General features: G+C 43.6%; 17 protein-coding genes. 8 read left to right on the top strand and 9 right to left on the bottom strand.

What is annotated here, in order from left to right; translation table 11 throughout:
- Window positions 1–239: 239 nt before the first annotated feature.
- Together LROSL1_RS02275 and rihC are read right to left on the bottom strand one after the other, a co-directional pair.
- The gene (locus LROSL1_RS02275) at window positions 240–2,975 is read right to left on the bottom strand and encodes a lectin-like domain-containing protein (RefSeq protein WP_178913600.1); all 2,736 of its coding nucleotides are present in this window, start codon (window positions 2,973–2,975) and stop codon (window positions 240–242) included.
- A gap of 412 nt (window positions 2,976–3,387) precedes the next feature.
- Window positions 3,388–4,302, bottom strand: a complete 915-nt coding sequence (gene rihC / locus LROSL1_RS02280) for a ribonucleoside hydrolase RihC (RefSeq protein ID WP_161002220.1) — start codon at window positions 4,300–4,302, stop codon at window positions 3,388–3,390.
- 281 nt (window positions 4,303–4,583) lie between these two features.
- Between rihC and LROSL1_RS02285 the strand changes: the two genes are divergently transcribed.
- On the top strand, window positions 4,584–5,342 hold the full coding sequence (locus LROSL1_RS02285) for a tyrosine-protein phosphatase (protein ID WP_225440568.1): 759 nt from the start codon (window positions 4,584–4,586) through the stop codon (window positions 5,340–5,342).
- A gap of 522 nt (window positions 5,343–5,864) precedes the next feature.
- Here LROSL1_RS02285 and LROSL1_RS02290 read toward each other — a convergent pair.
- Window positions 5,865–6,566: a B3/B4 domain-containing protein gene (locus LROSL1_RS02290; RefSeq protein WP_178913602.1), complete on the bottom strand. Its 702-nt coding sequence runs from the start codon at window positions 6,564–6,566 to the stop codon at window positions 5,865–5,867.
- 111 nt (window positions 6,567–6,677) lie between these two features.
- The gene (locus LROSL1_RS02295) at window positions 6,678–7,313 is read right to left on the bottom strand and encodes an NAD(P)-dependent oxidoreductase (protein WP_017260767.1); all 636 of its coding nucleotides are present in this window, start codon (window positions 7,311–7,313) and stop codon (window positions 6,678–6,680) included.
- Between the two features lie 126 nt (window positions 7,314–7,439).
- On the opposite strand from LROSL1_RS02295, the gene LROSL1_RS02300 reads away from it, so the two are divergent.
- Window positions 7,440–8,087 carry a GyrI-like domain-containing protein gene (locus LROSL1_RS02300; RefSeq protein ID WP_017260768.1) on the top strand — a complete coding sequence of 216 codons (648 nt, stop codon included), beginning with the start codon at window positions 7,440–7,442 and terminating at the stop codon, window positions 8,085–8,087.
- Here the strand turns inward: LROSL1_RS02300 and LROSL1_RS02305 are convergent.
- The gene (locus LROSL1_RS02305) at window positions 8,079–9,512 is read right to left on the bottom strand and encodes an MFS transporter (protein ID WP_017260769.1); all 1,434 of its coding nucleotides are present in this window, start codon (window positions 9,510–9,512) and stop codon (window positions 8,079–8,081) included. The two genes, LROSL1_RS02300 and LROSL1_RS02305, sit on opposite strands and share 9 nt — an antisense overlap.
- A gap of 89 nt (window positions 9,513–9,601) precedes the next feature.
- Between LROSL1_RS02305 and LROSL1_RS02310 the strand changes: the two genes are divergently transcribed.
- Window positions 9,602–10,411: a CPBP family intramembrane glutamic endopeptidase gene (locus LROSL1_RS02310; protein WP_178913603.1), complete on the top strand. Its 810-nt coding sequence runs from the start codon at window positions 9,602–9,604 to the stop codon at window positions 10,409–10,411.
- Window positions 10,412–10,764: 353 nt separating this feature from the next.
- Here LROSL1_RS02310 and LROSL1_RS02315 read toward each other — a convergent pair whose 3' ends face one another.
- Complete coding sequence (locus LROSL1_RS02315) at window positions 10,765–11,208, bottom strand: universal stress protein (RefSeq protein ID WP_017260771.1); 444 nt, start codon at window positions 11,206–11,208, stop codon at window positions 10,765–10,767.
- A gap of 36 nt (window positions 11,209–11,244) precedes the next feature.
- Window positions 11,245–12,834: an Nramp family divalent metal transporter gene (locus tag LROSL1_RS02320; RefSeq protein ID WP_017260772.1), complete on the bottom strand. Its 1,590-nt coding sequence runs from the start codon at window positions 12,832–12,834 to the stop codon at window positions 11,245–11,247.
- Between the two features lie 306 nt (window positions 12,835–13,140).
- Between LROSL1_RS02320 and LROSL1_RS02325 the strand changes: the two genes are divergently transcribed.
- The 3 genes from LROSL1_RS02325 (at window position 13,141) to LROSL1_RS02335 (ending at window position 14,735) form a co-directional block, all read left to right on the top strand.
- On the top strand, window positions 13,141–13,320 hold the full coding sequence (locus tag LROSL1_RS02325) for a hypothetical protein (RefSeq protein ID WP_178913604.1): 180 nt from the start codon (window positions 13,141–13,143) through the stop codon (window positions 13,318–13,320).
- 172 nt (window positions 13,321–13,492) lie between these two features.
- Window positions 13,493–14,389 (top strand): cation diffusion facilitator family transporter, encoded by an 897-nt coding sequence (locus LROSL1_RS02330; protein WP_178913605.1) that lies wholly within the window; start codon window positions 13,493–13,495, stop codon window positions 14,387–14,389.
- A gap of 40 nt (window positions 14,390–14,429) precedes the next feature.
- Window positions 14,430–14,735 (top strand): HU family DNA-binding protein, encoded by a 306-nt coding sequence (locus LROSL1_RS02335; RefSeq protein ID WP_017260775.1) that lies wholly within the window; start codon window positions 14,430–14,432, stop codon window positions 14,733–14,735.
- A gap of 142 nt (window positions 14,736–14,877) precedes the next feature.
- On the opposite strand, the gene LROSL1_RS02340 is transcribed toward LROSL1_RS02335, so the two are convergent.
- Entirely contained in the window at window positions 14,878–16,161 is a 1,284-nt protein-coding gene (locus LROSL1_RS02340) for an ABC transporter substrate-binding protein (protein ID WP_178913606.1), read from the bottom strand.
- Window positions 16,162–16,363: 202 nt separating this feature from the next.
- Between LROSL1_RS02340 and LROSL1_RS02345 the strand changes: the two genes are divergently transcribed.
- The gene (locus LROSL1_RS02345; RefSeq protein ID WP_178913607.1) at window positions 16,364–16,708 is read left to right on the top strand and encodes a hypothetical protein; all 345 of its coding nucleotides are present in this window, start codon (window positions 16,364–16,366) and stop codon (window positions 16,706–16,708) included.
- A gap of 3 nt (window positions 16,709–16,711) precedes the next feature.
- Here the strand turns inward: LROSL1_RS02345 and LROSL1_RS02350 are convergent, their stop codons facing one another.
- Window positions 16,712–17,278: a GNAT family N-acetyltransferase gene (locus LROSL1_RS02350; protein WP_017260778.1), complete on the bottom strand. Its 567-nt coding sequence runs from the start codon at window positions 17,276–17,278 to the stop codon at window positions 16,712–16,714.
- A gap of 154 nt (window positions 17,279–17,432) precedes the next feature.
- On the opposite strand from LROSL1_RS02350, the gene LROSL1_RS02355 reads away from it, so the two are divergent.
- Window positions 17,433–18,035, top strand: a complete 603-nt coding sequence (locus tag LROSL1_RS02355) for a hypothetical protein (RefSeq protein WP_178913608.1) — start codon at window positions 17,433–17,435, stop codon at window positions 18,033–18,035.
- Window positions 18,036–18,069: the final 34 nt, after the last annotated feature.

The following is an 18,069-nucleotide window of genomic DNA, read 5'->3' on the forward strand; positions in this document are numbered from 1 at the left end:
TAATTGTTGACTCCTTTGAATTGAGTGACTTTTCAAAAAAATAATATTAGTGATTTTAAAGCATTCCATCCTTAGATAACTAAATTTCCTTAAAAGTAATCTAGTGCAGGGACGCATATTTTTAAAATTTGTTTTTTTGAAATGGTAATGAACCAGTAAAAAAACACTGATAGTTTTAATGAAAAAGTTCCCCTACTACAGGTCATTTCACAATGCACCTAGAGTAGGGGAACTTTTATTTAATGCCTTCTTTTATAGCGACCTAGTGTCCATACGGAACCTATCAGAGCTAGTAGGCTGGCGCCCAATGTTCGCATGGGCTTATCACTGTCTTCATCTGTTTCAGGCAGGATGGCGGCTTTTGTTGAAATCCGGTGGTCCTTCATCATTGGCTCAGCCGTTTTGCCGTGAGTAGGCCTAACATCTGAATTGACGATGTTTTGCTGTGCAGTCTCCGGACTAAATGAAAGTTCGTTTGAAATAGGGGGATTGGACTGTGTGCGTTCATTTGGCATTGGCTCGGTTGGAACAACAGGTTCGTTTACTGAAGCCGTTGGCGTTGAGGGTTGAGTGGAAGTTTTAGGGTGAACTGATGGTGTAAATGATGTTACCGGTTCGGAAGGAATTGATGGTACATACTGGTCTTGCGGAGTTTGAGGCAATGATGGTGGTACCGGTGTGTTAGGGTGGGAAGGTGTTACCGGGATTTCAGGCTGGATGGGATACGTTCTCTCATCATTCGCATAAACAATAGTAAAAACCAAATCTTGACTTGTGCCCGTGACATTTTGCGTAGCTACTTGAACCAAATCAGAGTTTAGTGCATTTGTATGGACGACATGAAGTCCGTTAATAATTGGATTTACCACACTTATAAAGTTAGGCGTGCCCGTGTGCCAATCGCCCTTTGGAATGCCGGTATCGATGTCAAATTTCAGCGTGGACAGGGTGTTTGAATAATATACGATTTGCGTAGAACTCTGATTATTCTCAATAGTAATGAAAGTAATGGGATGTGCTTTAAATTGAGGTGAGACAATTTGATTATTTTCGTCAATGTAATTGATAGTTTCGTTAACAGTTTTTGTGTCAGCAACTGAGAAGATTGGAGAGTATACCACAGTAAAAAGTTGGTCGTTGTCGTTGACGGCAACAGATTGTTGTGCCACAGCCGTTAAATTGCTAAGTGGAGCATTATTGCTCGTAACATAGTAACCTGAAACAGTGGGATTTTTGACCTCACCGAAGTTTGTTCCCGTTCCTTTAGTCCAGTTTGTGCCTTCAGGAACCCCGTTATCGTTGAGCGTTGCTGAAGTATATGACCCGTTTGAAAAATAAGTCGTTGTAGTGGTGTCTAATGGATTTTTTACAGTAATAAAAGTGACAGTGGTGTCATGTTTAGGGGATAGTTGAGCACCGGTTTGATCTACGTAGTCAATTTCTTGTTTCACATTCTTGAATGTTGTCGTGTATGCAGGAGCATACACGTAAACAACTGTGCCATTGTCACCGGGTTTTGTTAATGTACCAGATTTTGCCAAACTTTTCTCGCCCATCCTAATGAAGCTGTAATTAGCGATTTCTTTTTGTGTAGTTGTGTATGTTTTTCCAGTGTACGCACCATCAGGATATTGAGCTGTATCTTGTGCGAGCTCAGTACCTTGTTGGTTGACATATTTAACATTAACGGTGGCTGCCGACGAATAAACAAAGAAGTCTAAAAGGAATTGTTGTAAGTTATCTGATCCACCGGTTGATGCGGTTATAAAGAATGCTTCGGCACTCGAATGAATCCAAGAAGAAACATCTTTCGTCCATTTTTTTCCCTCAAAGTTTAGTGTCATTATTTTGCTTTGACCGTCATATTGAAACGAAATAGGTTCAAACGCATTTCCTGCCGGACTATTTATTTCTTGAGCCGGTGCATCCGAGCCAGTGTAATTCAGTACTTCTTGAACATTGTTGTTATTCTGAGTGTAGACAAATGAGCCGAAAGGTAAGCCTTCACCGTCGTAATGATGACCTGAGGTTCCACTATTACCCCGAAATTTAGTGGGGTCAGCTTCAAAGTAGCCAGTGTCCTCAGCAGTTCCTGCCTGATTCCAGTATGTATCTGCTTTCCATCCAAAGGCGTTAGAAAGCCCTCCAAGTCCCATTGCTCCGCCCTTTAGGCCGACTTCATCCGGATTACCATCGTGAAACCCAAAAGAAATACCATCGGCACCGGCATGTTGAGCTTTGTCACCTAGGCTAATTTGACCAGTCAATGTGAAGCTTTCGTCCATGTTAATTTTGTCTTTTAGCGTGATGTTTCCTGATTGATTTGTTTGATTAGGAGTTAGAGTGACTATGCCATTAGTCTTGTCATAGCTGGCGTTGCCATTAACGTTAAAAAAATCATCAATATTATTTTTCGTGACGTTATTCAAGTTAGGGGTTTCAGTAGTCTGAATGAAGTCTAAAGGCAATGCTCTAGATTGAATTGACGAAACATAGTTTTGATTTGTCGATGAGTTAGCTTTGGGAGTTACATTTGCGGCGTTAGATGTTTTAGTGATTGTTTGGCTTGCATCTGACACCGATTGTGTACTCATGATATTAGATTGACTATGCGGGCTGCTTACCGTCGTCTCTGAGTTCACTTGACTAGTTGGCAGGGCTAGTAGAGGCTTTGGAGTGCTATCTGTAACGGAGACACCGCTCGTCTGTGATTCTTGTTGTTTAGAGTCCTGACTGGCTGCGTTCGACGCCGCGCTGAGCGGTTGTTTTTGATTGTTTGGCGATATTGACGAGGCGGGCGCTTGATTAGTTTGAGATGTGACGTTTACCACTGGTGTGCTCGTTGCTGACTCCGCGTTAGCAGTTATAGTTCCCCCACCAACAATAATTGTGGAGATGGTTGCAGCAAATAGCCATGTCCGTCCCTTTTTGTACATTTTGTAATGTTTTTTAATTTCTTTGCTAGTTTGTCCCATTGTAAATAGCCCCCGTTTGCCTTATTGAAACCTTAGTTGTAAAGATAGCCATTAGTTGCTGTAAACACCGATATGTCAGTGATTTAAAGCTCTAAGAGATTGTAGCAGGGCAATTATAAAATGTCTAATACAGGGGATGAATTATTCTAATAAAAATGTTTTTTGCCTTCGAATTAATAAGTAGTTGAGCTATAGATATCTCCAACATACATCTGTTAATTATTTGAACTTTTAAGTTTATGCATGAGTATCGAGATATATATACTGACAGTGGGTGTGTAGAGAAATAGCGGAAGACGCAAAAAAGCTGTTAATCCCGATTTTTGAATCGCGATTAACAGCTAATATAAAAATATCAGTCTAGTCGGTGTTTAAAATACAGATGTCGTAGACCCTTTTAAAACGTTTAAAATTAGTCTTTGAAGTTTTTAACTTCGTCAATAAACCACTTGTTAAAGGCAGCTGCATCAACGTCGACACAGACGCTGGCGTTAGTCTTACCATCGTGGTAGGCGCCACGGACATCGGCAACTGTTTCACCGTTTGCTGGACCATCTGTCACAACATCAACCCAGTAATCCTTGGTTGTGTAGGCTTCGGGGTGCAGGAGGTAGAAGATGGTGTTGGCATCATGAACGGCGGTTCCGTTTTCGTTGTGATCGAAGTCATGACTGATGATTTCGTGCAACATGTGACCTGCGCGGCCAAACTTGTCGATGGTTTCCAACGTTTCGTCGGTAATCAAGGCCTTCATGGTAACGTCCAAACCAACCATCACAATTGGCACACCAGAATCGTACATGATTTTGGCAGCGTGTGGGTCAGTGAAGACGTTGAATTCTGCGGCACTGGTCATGTTACCGTGACCTAACGAACCCCCCATGGCGATGATTTTTTCAATGTGATCCTTAACTTCTGGGTATTGGATAAACAATAGCGCAATGTTTGTATATGAACCCGTTGGCACAAGGATAATTTTTTCATCGCTAGCCATAATGGCATCGTGCAAAGCTTCTACGGCAGACTTGTCGATTGCTTTGTCAGTTGGTTCAGGGAAGTCGTATCCGGCCATTCCTGAAGCACCGTGGATGCGAGCAGCATCTTCGAATTCTTTAATCAATGGTGTCTTGGCACCACCCGCAACAGGAACGTGTTTGCCATAGAAGTTATCGATGGTCAGTGCGTTTTTCGTCGTTTTATCAACCGTAACGTTACCGGCCACAGCAGTGATGAGTTGCAGGTCGATTTGTGGGTCGTTTAAAGCCATTGATAAAGCAGCTGCGTCATCAATACCTGGGTCAGTGTCCATAATTACTTTATAAGTCATAATATGATTCCTCCAGTATATTCTTCCGTGGCGTAACGCTCACTGACGCTACCGACGGTTCTCTTTCATCATACTAAAAAATCGGCCAAAAAGAAAACGCTTTCGCACATTATGAACATTTTCTAATGAATGAAGACGCTTGCTGACCAAATGTGTTGATTAAGTTGCAGTTTAATTGAAAGTTGCCACGTTTGTGGTTGTACAAGGCTCCATCCGAAAAGGTATAATGGTAAAGCAAACGAAAACTTTAGGAGGCGGCAGCTATCGAACGCATATTACCAATTAAGAATGGGCACAACTTCCGGGATTTGGGTGGTTATCAGACAAACGATGGTCGTACGACCGCTTGGCAGCGCGTTGTTCGGTCGGCTAAGTTAAACACACTTGATCGAGCAGATCTTCAAGTACTCTCTGAATATGGTGTTCACACCATTCTTGATTTTCGAACGAACAAGGAATTGCTCAGCGCACCGGATCGTGTTCCCGGCGGCGCCAAGGATTACCATACGCCGATTCTGGCCGTTGATGATACGCGCAGTTCCGCCTCACGTGAAGAATTACGTGATGACTTGAGCGAACCGGGATACGGCCATCGCCAAATGGTCCAAACGTATCATGAGATGGTTGCCGACGACTTTTCACAAAATGCCTACCGCATGTTCTTTGATTACTTATTGGCCAATCAAAGTGGCGCCGTGCTGTTCCACTGTACGGCAGGAAAAGACCGAACTGGTTTAGGCGCAATCATGCTGCTATCTGCTTTAGACGTCCCTCAGGAAACGATTCTAGAAGATTATTTGCTGACTCGGTTAGCCTCAAAAGCAATGCTGGCAGAAAACCAACAACGTTTGGAAGACGAAGGGGCATCACAGGCGGTAAAAGATAACGTGACTGCTTTGTGGACCGTTAGCGAAGACTACTTCGATGCTGCCATGGAAGAGGTCAAGATTCAGTCAGGTGACATGAAACATTATCTAACTGATAAGATCGGACTGACGTCGGATAAAATTGAAATGTTAAAACAACTGTATTTGGAATAAGCGATGAAGACGGCATTGAAGCCGCCTTTTTCAATTTGAAGATAAAACGGATCATTTAATTGCTACAAATTTAAAGGTTATTCATTTAAAAGGAATAAACCTGTTGACTTTGATTTCAGCAGGCTTGGCCGAGTATAGGTGGAACCATAAAAAATGTAAGCGTTACATGATGTTTACACAAAAGCGTCTACTATACCGATTGGAGGGCGTCGACATTGATACCGAGTCGTGAAGGTGTTGTTAATCCGAATGGTTCTCTCGGATTTACAACACGGACGGTCGCGGAGACTCGGAACTTCACGAGGCTGTGCGGCGAGGTGAAAGACCGTGAGCTTCGGGCTTGAATCGGTCCCACGGTGAGTGTGTCAATGTCGACAACTGAAGGCATAATTCAATGTTATGTAAATAATCAATTCTTCTCCAACACAATAAAGCGGAACAGTTGATGCTCAACGCATCCACAGTTCCGCTTTATTTCAATCAAATTGATATGTTGTAAAAGCCAATTGGCCAACAAACATGTTAGTCAATGGCTACTCGTGGCTGATCGATTGTTAAAATACTGGTTTCAGCATCGGCGTTGAGGTAGGTTTTGGTCAATTCTTTTAAGTCGGCTAATGCCGCTTCCAGTACGTCTTTCCGCTCTGGATTGACACATTCTAAGCATAGAAAAGCATTAGTTGTGTCCTCAGTAAGCATTGTTCGCTCACCATCACGCCAGTTCCAGCAGCGGCAGATGATACCAGCGTCATCTTTGTACACCACTTCGCCTGGCAGCGCAGGTTCTTCGTCATCTTCACCCAGTGGGTGGAAAGGTTCACCACCATCGGCCACGGTCAGTTTGATGTCACCAACCATAGCATCGATGTTTTCGCCACCACAAGGGAGGGCGTGCCGCAGTGAAATCACGTTGTACAGATCAACTAGTGGGTTGATGCTGCTAACTGGTTTGCCCTGTTGCGCACGTTTGAGCAGGTTTTCGATGGATGAACGGGCACCTTTTTTCGTTTTGAACTTGCGGTAGGCCTCTCGCCAATCGGCAACCACACCGTTTTGAGCGATGGGTGTTTCGGGAACTAACTGTTGTGCTTGCTGATTAGCGTCATCCAGCACAGCCTGGGGAAATTCACCGTGGTTGTCGAAGTTGTGCAACGTGGCAATGCCGATCGTTGTATCAGGAAACAGGTTCCAGAATGCGGGTTCAATTTCAAAAGCTTTAGACATAAAAAGGCCTCCTCAGAATTTTTCGCGTCACTTAAGATTGTAACGCAGGCTGAGTGGCCAGTGTACGAGTAATTTCGCAAACGAAACAGGTAAAAGGCGTATTTTTGAAAACTAACGTGAAACGACAGAAATGTGTTCGTTGATATGTTGGTGATTCTGAATCTCATCGACGAATGCAATCGCATAATCTGCGTAACTGACTTCACTTAGACCGGCGGCATTATAACTGCGGAAATCAGTTCCCAGTTGATAGTGACCGGTGCGAGGTGCTCGAAAGACAAACTTTTCTGCTGGTGAAATATAAGTCCAATCAACGCCATCGCTAGCCCGCAGAAGTTTGAGGACGTCATTTAAACTATTTGCTGAATTTTTGGCAGCTTCTGGGAATCCTGGTTCGTCAAACAACCGCTGTGAGCGCTCGGCATCCGTGTACAAACAACTGGAACTGCCCACGACCATCAACCGAACGCTAGATTGCTTCGTGATTTCAATTAAATGTTTAATCAAGGCTGGATATAAACGACTACTATCATTTAATTTACCTGTGCCGAACGCGCAAACGAGCACGTCCAAATCTTCAATATCATCACTGGTTAATAACGTAGGTTCAATTTCCAATACCTCGGCGTCTGAAGATACTCTACGGTGGTCGCGTAAGATTACCTCAACGTCGATGTCTCGTGACTGTGCTTCCTGTAAGATAACGTTACCCGTTCGGTTTGTAGCCCCGATAATGCCAATTTTCATAATGTGAAATTACTCCTCGTTTACAATTTGTACTGTCGTGTGGTTTACGACACTCTAGCAACAGTATAATGAAAGTAGCGTGACATTACCAAATAATCCGAGTTTGAATTTTGTGGAGGCCTAAGAATGGCAGACAAATATGAATGGCGTAAATCTGAGCGAGAAATTTATCCAACCATGAAGCGACCAACGATTACGACTATCCCGGCACAAACGTTTATTACTTTAACCGGGCAAGGAGATCCAAACACCGCGCCGTTTGGCGATAAGGTGGCTGCACTGTACGCGATCAGTTACGCCATTAAAATGGCACCTAAAAAGGACGTTGTTTTCCCCGGTGCGTTTGATTACACCGTTTATCCGCTTGAAGGCCGCTGGACTCTGCCAGAGGGTTATAATCAACCGACAATTGATAAAACACAATTATTGTATACGATCATGATCAAACAACCAGCCTTTGTGGACGAACAGGTGTTGGCGCAAGCGAAGACGATGGTTAAGGATAAGGTGTCTGCAGCATTATTGTCAGAGATGAAACTCACAACGGTTACTGAAGGTCTCGTGGGGATGCTGTTACACGTTGGTTCGTTTGACACTGAACAGGAAGATTTCGAGCGACTCGACTATTTTCTTCACAACGAAGGTTATGAACGCACAGAAAAAGCGCACAAAGAGATTTACCTGTCTGATTTTCGACGGGTGGCCGAAGACAAACGGAAAACTTTATTGCGCGTCAAAATTGCCAAGAGTCAACAATTACAGGATCTACTTTAATTTGCGACCACGTAGTACGTGAGATAAACGCAGTGAGGTCAACAACGCGAGGACAATCATGATGAAAGATACAACAAATGAAACACGCAGGCCGTAGTAAAATGCTTCTGGATGGGCTGGTAAATAAGTGGTGACATGATAGCCCATGAAGTGGCTCATTGCCCCAAATAAGGTCGTGGTTGCGGCCGCTGTGCCAGTAACCATACCTAAGTTACGGGCTAACGAATTAATACTGCCTGCGATGCCAAGTTCCGATTTATCGACAACCGACATGACGATATCGCCGTTGGGCGACTGAAACAGACCAGTTCCTAATCCCATGACAATTGTGATCAAAATGTACTGCCAAATTGGCGTAGTTCCGTTCAAAAACAAAACGAAGCCTAATTGCGACAGTGCAATAATGCCGAGACCAGTGCTGGCGACAGTCGCCTGTGACAGTTTGTCCGCCAGAAAACCGCCAATTGGTCCGGCGATAACCAGCGTGATTGGGAAGACCATCAGTAAAATTCCGGCTTGTCCAGGTGTGAATCGACGAGCGTTTTCCAGGTAAAATGGCATGAGGACGACGCTAAAAAAGTTTGATAAGAAAATCAAGACGGCAGCACTCACGCCTAGTGTAAATGGCCGATTACTGAAAATGTGCAGCGACATCATTGGCGCTGATGTGTGCCATTCTCGCTGAAGAAAAATCACGATGGCAATTAGTGCCAAAATAAAACCGATAATCGGTACGGCGGTGGTGAAACCAACTTGTTGGCCGATGAATACACCGCCGAACAGACCGATAATGAAGATTGACCAACTAATCAAGCCAAACCAGTCAATCTCACCACCTGGCCGTGATTCGGTTTTAGGCAGTGCAAAGACACCGATTATGATGGCAATCAAGCCAATTGGAACGTTGATCCAGAAAATGTCGTGCCAAGACCCCGTCGCTAAGATAAGTCCGCCTAGTGCTGGTCCGGCGACCGAACCGAGCGCGACAAATGTACCGACAAATCCCATTGCTCGGCCTCGCCGGTTGATATCAAACGTACTGGTTACAATGCCATACGTGTTGGAAAGGGTTAAGGCGCCACCAAACGCTTGGACGATGCGTGCCAATAGTAGCAACCAAAATGTTGTGCTGACGGCTGCTAAAAGGGACCCAAGAATGAACACCCCTGTACCAATGCGGAAAATACGCACTTTTCCATACATATCGCCAAGACGGCCAAAGAAAAGTAGTAACGCGCACATGAAAATGAGGTAAAGTGAAACTACCCACTCCGCTTGATTTAGGGGAATGTTTAACTGACGTCCCATAACGGGGATGGCGATATTAACGATGCTGGCGTCCAGATTGGACATAAATGCGAAAATGCCAATGGCGACGAGCACCCACCAGTTATTTGTCGCAGTATTGATGGCTTGTTTTTGCATCACAAACGCCTCCATTACTATTACTGTATTGAGAATATTGTAAACGTGAACTAAAAAAATGGGTGAAATTTGTCCTTGGAGATGTTGCAATGAAAAAATGGTCTGCAGGCCAAACAATTAGTATTCTGACAGGCATTACGGTGGCGATGATGATTGGTTTAATCGTTCTTCGACGCTTGTTTGGTCAGTTTATGGATAAGACGGCGTGGGAGTTAAGCGTTGAGCTGATTGCTGTAATTGCCATTGTGGTTATAAATAAATATTGGCTCCACGTGCCGTTATCTTACCGTTGGCAAACGCATGGCTTGTTTTGGAACGTTTGTTGGCTGGGATTACTCCTCGTTTTTATTAACGGTGGGGTATTCATTGGTAGTTACTTTGTTAATACAAAATTTGTGCCAGGGATTGAAGCAGTTGTCATGTCATTGCTCGTCGGCTTTTATGAAGAAAGTTTCTTTCGGGGCATTATTTTAGGCCAGCTCGTGCATAACTTTAAGGGCCGTTATCGCATTGTGAATGCCGTTTTGGTCAGCAGTGTTCTCTTTGGACTTATGCATGCCGGTCACTTTTTCGATAACTTTGGTCAAAGTGGGATTAACACAACGCTTCAGATTGGTTATGCCATTTGTTTGGGGGTGTACTTCTCTGCGGTGACACTGCGCACCGGCTCATTATTTTGGCCGATGGTGATGCATGCAACGTTTGATTTACCGTCGTTCTACCTTGAGTTTGCAGAACACGCCAACATTCTGAGTGGTTCGATGTCAGGGGAAGAGTTGGTGTTTTCTCTGATTAGTGACGCGGTTCATTATTTGCCAGTTCTTCTGGTTGGATTGTGGCTGGTTCGGAAGTCACAGTTGGCCGAGATTCACCATGCCAATCAAGCTTGGGTCAACTAACTTCAACATTGCTTGGTGACGTTGGCTGAAAATAGAGGCTTAGAGTTAGAGTTCGCTTGCGGTTGTCAACATTGACACGCTCGCCGTGGGACCGGTTAGGAGTCTTTCACCTCGCCGCACAGCCTCGTGAAGTTCCGAGTCTATGCGACCGTCCGTAACCTAAATTCGGATAAACCACCGAATTAACGTTACTTTCACGGCTCGGTATCAATGTTGACGCCCTCCAGCTAAATAGTAGCAAGTTTCATCTAACTTTCGTTACACAGAATAAAAGTAAAAAAAGGTATCTGAGAAGTGATTAGACTTCTTAGATACCTTATTTGCGTACATTCAAACAGCAGGGGTGGTTCAAATTAACGCAGGATCATAACGGAGATGGGCGAGTACTTTGCCATATATGCGGCTTGAGAACCGAAGTACTTACGAATCCCCTTTTTAGATAACGAGCCAATGATCAGCAGGTCAGCGCTGACCTCAGGAATTACATTTTTAACGATTGTTTCACCTGGATCGCCTTCATCAACAATGACTTCAACATTTTCAACGCCACCATCTTCGGCAATCTTTTTATAACCTTGAACGTGGGCGACTAACTCATCATGCTCGCCATGAACATAGTCCTTAGTGAGTGCTTGATAGACGTTCATATCATCGCTTTCCAGAATGGAAGTAATAATCAATGTGGCGCCATCTTTAGCAGCACGACGAACGGCATACTTGAAGGCTAATTGTGCATCGGCTGAGTCATCGACCCCGACTAAAATTCGTTTGAAAACTTTATCTACATCTTCTGACATGTCTATTCATTCTCCTCAAATTAGATTTGAAATCGACTACTTAGCTTCAGCAGTGGCATCGTTTTCTTTTGCTGCTGCGGCAAGCTGTGCTTCGTACCGTTTGTTACCGTGATAGAGATCAATGACCATCCAAACGAGTAAAGCAACAATGGCAGCGATGACGATGTAGGCAACAACGTTTGCGATGTTGACGTCTTTTGCTGGGAAGAATGCTTGAATTTGAGCAGGCATGTTGTAAATGTTCAAACCGATTAAGAGAAGCACGGCGACCCAACCTGCAATCTGAGTGTACCAGTGGTTGGTGAATCGCTTACCCATTTCCACTTTGCTGTTGGTGAACATCAGTAATGGCAGCATGGAAAATGGCAGGGCGAAGGCTAAGAAAACCTGAGAGTTATTCATCAAGTCATTCAACGCCTCATGTTGATGAACCGCTGATTGACCGCTAGTCAAACCAACACAGATTAAAACAGGAACAACGGAAATTAAACGGGTCACTAAACGACGCATCCATAGTGGCATCTTCATATGGATGAAACCTTCCATGATAACTTGACCAGTTAAGGTACCAGTGATGGTTGAGTTTTGACCAGAAGCTAACAGAGCGACAGCAAACAGTGTGGATAGGATTCCTGTCCGAGCAACACTGGCAAGCACACCATTACTCATGGTGGAAGTATCATTCAAGGCTTGGTACAAACCGAAGAATGACGGGTCCTTAACGGCACCACTCTTGAATACGGCAACACCCATGACTAACAGCAATGCATTAACGAAGAAGGCAACCGTTAACTGAATGTTTGAGTCCCACATGGTGAACCGAACTGTTTGTGCAACTTGGTTTTCATCGTTGTGATCCAGCTGACGCGTTTGGGAAATAGCCGAGTGCAAGTATAGGTTATGTGGCATAACCGTGGCACCGATAATTCCAAGTGAACCAGTTAGTGGTGAAATACCACCAATAACGGGGCCTTTTGAAATGGTCTTGGCGCTAGGAATCAAGCCCACAATAGCAGCACCCCAGTCAGGGTTTGATAAGGCAACTTGATAGGCAAAGACGACGAAAATAACGACGATCAATGCGACAACGATTGCTTCAATTTTACGGAAACCGATTTTAGTTAATAACAATAATAGCAAGACATCAAAAACGGTAATGAAAACTGAAATAACCAGTGGAATATGGAATAAAAGATATAACGCGATTGCGGCACCAATGACTTCGGCAATATCCGTTGCCATAATGGCAAATTCTGTCATTAACCAAAGCACGATACCAAGTGCCTTACTCGTACGGGCACGAATCATTTGTGCTAAGTCCATTTGACTCACGATACCCAGTTTAGCCGCCATGGCTTGTAACAACATTGCGATTAAACTTGATATCAAGATAATGGACATCAGCAGATACTGGAAGTTTTGTCCACCGGTGATAGAAGTTGACCAGTTACCGGGATCCATGTAACCCACGGCAACTAATGCACCAGGTCCAGAGTACGCAAGCAAGGTTTTCCAGAATCCTTTTCCCATCGGAACTTTAACGGTACCGTTAATTTCTTCGAGCGAACGGCCGTTAGCATAATGAATCAAATGCTCTTTTTTCGGTTTTTTGCTTGTTGTGTCCAAAAGCAAATACCTCCTCACATAATTTTGGTACCCGAATATAATACAACATTTTTTTAGATTTGTGGACACTCAATTTAAAATTAGGTATATTATTTTTAAGGGATGGCTAAAATTAAATGAAAGGATGTGGAAGTCATTTTACTATCAAACAGAATTTTGCTAGCCGTTGATATCTTGGCACTATCGGGGCACAAAACAAGTGAGACGAACCTAGTACTATTTTTAGGAACGGGTAACAATAGACTTATAAAAACGGTTTCATTATTGAAAAAGCGTCGTTTATTGAACGAAACTAGGGACGGAAAAATGTATACATTGACTCAACTTGGCCGCGACAAGGTTCGTACATTACACAAACGATGCGATACGGTTGGCGCAATTATGCAACAGGTTCCTGAATCGATGATGTTAAATGGAGACGGCATGCTAATAAAGGCGCCACGCCTTTCATATTGGGAACATGGCTTGAATTACTTTCGACGATAATAAAAAAGCAACATTAAGTTTGATTGCGTAGGTCAGTGTACATAGGTTTAACCAGCATGGGCTAAGCAAACAAACTTAGTGGAACTTTTTGCATCAAATTAATTAGTAATAATAGTGTGAATTTACTTGAAACTGTCCCTTTAACGTGTGACCTACAGAAAGATAGATGATTATGGAAGAACATGAACGGCCGCTTACGGGTGGTAAATTTGCGTTTGTGACGATGCTCAACATCTCTATTACGGTTGTTGAAATCGTTGGTGGTTTATTAGCAGGTTCGTTGGCCCTGGTCACAGACGCCATTCACAATTTCGGTGATTCATTGTCCATTGTGTTGAGTTATTCAGCACAGCGGATTGGCCAACGCGACCAAGACGAGCGTGCGACATTTGGCTACCATCGTGTTGAAATTTTAACAGCATTTGTTAACAGTCTCGTGCTGATTTTGATTTCCATTGTGTTGGTGTGGGAGGGGATTCAACGACTGTTACACCAACAACCAATCAATGGATATGTCATGTTTTGGACTGCACTGATTAGTTTCAGCTTTAATATGGGGTCCGCTTTGTTAATGCATGCGGATTCACGGGGAAGTTTGAATATTAAGGCGACATATTTGCATCTATTGGCGGATGCCTTAGCTTCAATTGCGGTGATCATTGGATCTTTGATGGTGTTGGCATTTCATATTTATTGGATCGATGCAGCGTTAACTATTGTGGTCTCGCTCTACATTATTTATGAGACCGTTGATGTCGTGAAACAAACGTCCAAAATCTTGCTACAAAACGCCCCGGTACTGGATTATGACGCCATTATTGAAGCGATGACGCGGGTGCCCGGAGTGGTCGACGTGCATCACCTTCACGCGTGGATGGAAGACGAGAAGGACATCATCTTTTCCGCTCATGTGAACATTACGCCTGACGCGATTGAAGATATTGAGTGGATTACCGCTCAAGAAACACAGCTGTTACAGCAACGGTTCAATATTTGTCACGTAACCGTTCAAATTGAAATCACGCATGGATTAAACAGTGCCAAGTTTGCCAAGCACGAAATGTTATAGCCACGTTCCAAGGTCAAAAAATTTAAGGGGTATAAAAATAATGAAAGAGAAAACAACGAAAAAAGAAATAGTTAAAATGGTCGCCAAACATGCGGAGGTCTCGCAAAGCACATCACAACAAGTGATTGATGCTTTGTTTGATTGCATCGGAGAGGAGCTCGCTGCTGGGCGAGACGTTGAATTGCGTCGCTTTGGCACGTTTGTCGTTCATACAAATAAAACACGTGTCATCAGTGACATTAGTGGTCAGCCAGCAACTGTACCAGAACATCGGATTGCCAAGTATCGATGTGGTACGAGCATGAGAGCAATATTGAATGGCACACATGAGGGCATTACCAACTAAGTAATATTTGTCAGTAATGAAGAATGCTTACCTTAAAAATGCCGCTCCTTAAAAATCAGGAGCGACATTTTTGAGTTGGCTAACGAGAACAGAGTGTCCAACACTTCCATGTTGGTGGGAAACCTGTTTGTAGAGAAGCAAGTTAGTCGCCATTTTTCTGTGCTGCCAGCGCCTTGTTTTGCAGATCTGGTAAAACTTGTTTTGGTGTTTTACGCAGTGAAAACATATCATCAATAGCAGTGATATAGTCTTGGCGGAAAGCAGAGTATCCTTTGAACGTTGGTTGCTGAACACCAATATTCAAGGAATCAACGGCCGTCTGCTGGTTTGGATTTTGCTTCAGATACTGTTTGTAACTGGCCAATTTAACTGACGATTTTCTGACTGGTACATAACCAGATGCTTGTGACCATTTGGCACTGGCCTTCGTAGACATGGAGTATTTCATAAAGTCCCAAGCGGCCTTTTGTTTGGCCGTGGACAGACCCTTAAACATCATTAAATCCGCACCGCCAACTGCGGATAAACGGGTCGATTTATAAGCAGGCATTTCCGCCGTTCCCCAGCTAAAATCCTTTGGTGCATGCGTCTGAATGGCTTGAATTGCACTTGAGGAGCTGATGTAAAAGAGTGATTTTCCCTGCGTGAATGCGCCAGAATAATACTTGTCAGAGCCAGCCGGCTTGATGTAGCCTTTTTTGATGTTATCAACAAAGTAGGCGCTGGCAGCCTTAGGTCCTTTGCTGTTCATTTGTGGTTTCAAACGATTATTGATAATCGGACTGCCAAATTCTTGAGCAATCCCGGCAAATTCGATGTCAAAACCAGCATCAATACCCAGCGCCGCAATATTGTCCTGCTTAACTTTGGCTCCGTCATTAGCGATGTCCTGCCATGTTTTGGGGACAGCTAAATGATACTTTTTGAGAAGCGTCTTGTTATAAAATAATAACCGTGGTGACTTGTTGAGTGGGATTGTGTAGTAATTTTTTTTGTAAGTCATGTTTTTAGTGAATGTGGGATATAAATCAGCAAAGTCTTTCTTAGTTAGACCTTGCTTGCCATTCACTAATTTAGTAATGGGTTGGATCAGTTGGTGGCTTTGCAAATCTGCGACGGCAGAGTAACCTAATTGCCCAAGAGCAGGTAACGTATTTGATTTACCAGCGGCCATGATTTTCTTCTGGAGATCGCCATAGTTTCCTTGATATAGTGCAGTGACGTGGACTTTGGATTGAGCGTGATTATAATCTGTAACCATATCTGCTAATGCCTTTTCTGACGGCCCCGTCATGGCATGCCACAGAGTGATGTTGACCCGCTTCTTTGTTTGGCTGGCAGATGCCGTTTGCGGTCTGATTGCTGTTGCAAAGCCAACTAACAACGGTACTGCAAGTAACCAGGTTAACCAATGATTTCTCTTCATCCCAAATACCCCTCCATGTTGGTGATGATTCTGAGTTGAAACGACAGGAAAATGCTAATGAAAGTATTGCTAATGACTCTATACGGCTTAAGTTTTGCAAAACAATGTAAAGGTTAACTACAGCTTTTTGTGTTAATTATGTATCGTTTGTGTAAAGACGATATTAGTTATTTAATAAAGGTAAATTTCGAGGAGGCTAAATATGTTATCGTCAGTTGCGATTAACGAAATCGTCGATGGTTTGTGGTTAAGCGTGACGTCATTGCTGAATGAAACGAATCGGTTAAAGAAGCACAGCCGGTCACAGCGGGATTATGATGCGGTGATTAGTGAAAGGGTGACGCCACGTCTAGTAGCGCTGGATGAATTAATTGACTGGCTACCAACAGATCGGCTCAGTGATACGGCACAAACACGATTAGCAGCCATTCGCCAAGGAATGGACCAACTAAAAGAAGATCAGCATCGTCAATTGGATGCTGATCTTCTTAAAAAACGTAATTTAGATCGCGAAGAAGGACGAATTTCTCGTCACCGGCGATTTTAGTGATTACCACATCACATTAGGACCGACGTTTAGGGCAATGGTTGAGTTAGCAATTTGCTCTTGGTGATCGAGTGCGACAGGCGTAAAGCAACTTAACATTGACACGGTGCCAATGTTATCACTTTTGATGGGCTTACTTGATGAGCCGCCAATTAAAACGGTTTGAGGCGAAGTTGTCCAACCACCGAGTTCATAAAATGGGACTAAGTCTGGTGGACACGTGAAGATACTAAAATCGGCGTCATCGTGTTGAATTAAGGCAAAGGCAGTCATGATGAGTGACGTACCGAACCCTTTATGAAGATATTGAGGGGCAATCATCACTTCAGATAGGCCGCTAACTTGATAGCGTTGATCATTAAGCGTGACGGACGTGGTTGGAATTTTCAGGGATCCCGCCAGTTGCCCGTTTTTGTCATGCATGACAACGACAATCTGTTGTTCAAGATAGTAGCGCAAATCGTTTTCGTCAGCGTCTTCGACATTGGGCCAATAATGATGGCTGAGTTCGGCTATCGCTGCTTTGTCAGTAGCAGGTAGTGAGAAATAGTGGTACGTATCTGTTTTCATAATATCCTTAATATTTTGATTGGCTGATATTTATCAAGCCTAAATTAAGTCACTTGAAAAGACTGTATTTAAAACAGGAAAAGTGACATTGTGTTGGTTAGTGTTTTAATTTAACCATGAAACGATGCAATTGACCAGAAAGGTGGCGGAAAAAATGGGTTCAAGAATGATGCATTATGCCATTGCACAGCAACTAGCACCTGAAAGTACAGCTTTTTCGATTGGCAGTTTGGCGCCAGATGTAAGTGGTCACAATTTTGACTTTAAATCGCAGACCCACTACATGACCCTAAATGATGATGGTAAAACTCGTTCGATTCATCCGGAGATGTTTGCCGAAGAGTATCAACAACAATTATTGCTGAATATGTTTGTTCGTGGCTATTATGCACATCTATTAGAGGACAAGGTGTGGTTGGACACCGTATTCAATCCGGTCATCAGACCGCAATTAGGCACACAGCGTGAGCAAAAACTGGCTGCTTACTACGCTGATTTTCATACACTGAATCTCATGATTGCTGAGCGCTACGCACTGCGACCCTTGCCAGTTCCAGATTTCACACACGATTTTGCAGGTGCTCAGGGCGTGCGTGAAATTGGTGAAGGTGACGTGCCACAGGTAGTCAGAGACTTGCGGGAAGATTTCGAACCGGTTCCCAAACGTCAATTAGTAATGTTGTCGCTGGATCAAATAGAACAGTATATTAACACCTGTGTGCAGGTTGTTCAGGATCACCTTAGCGCGCTTAAATAAGCGTGCCAGTGAGTTGTTTGCGGTTGTTAATGCG

Origin of the sequence: Furfurilactobacillus rossiae, from assembly GCF_013394005.1 — a bacterium.
Lineage (GTDB): Bacteria > Bacillota > Bacilli > Lactobacillales > Lactobacillaceae > Furfurilactobacillus > Furfurilactobacillus rossiae.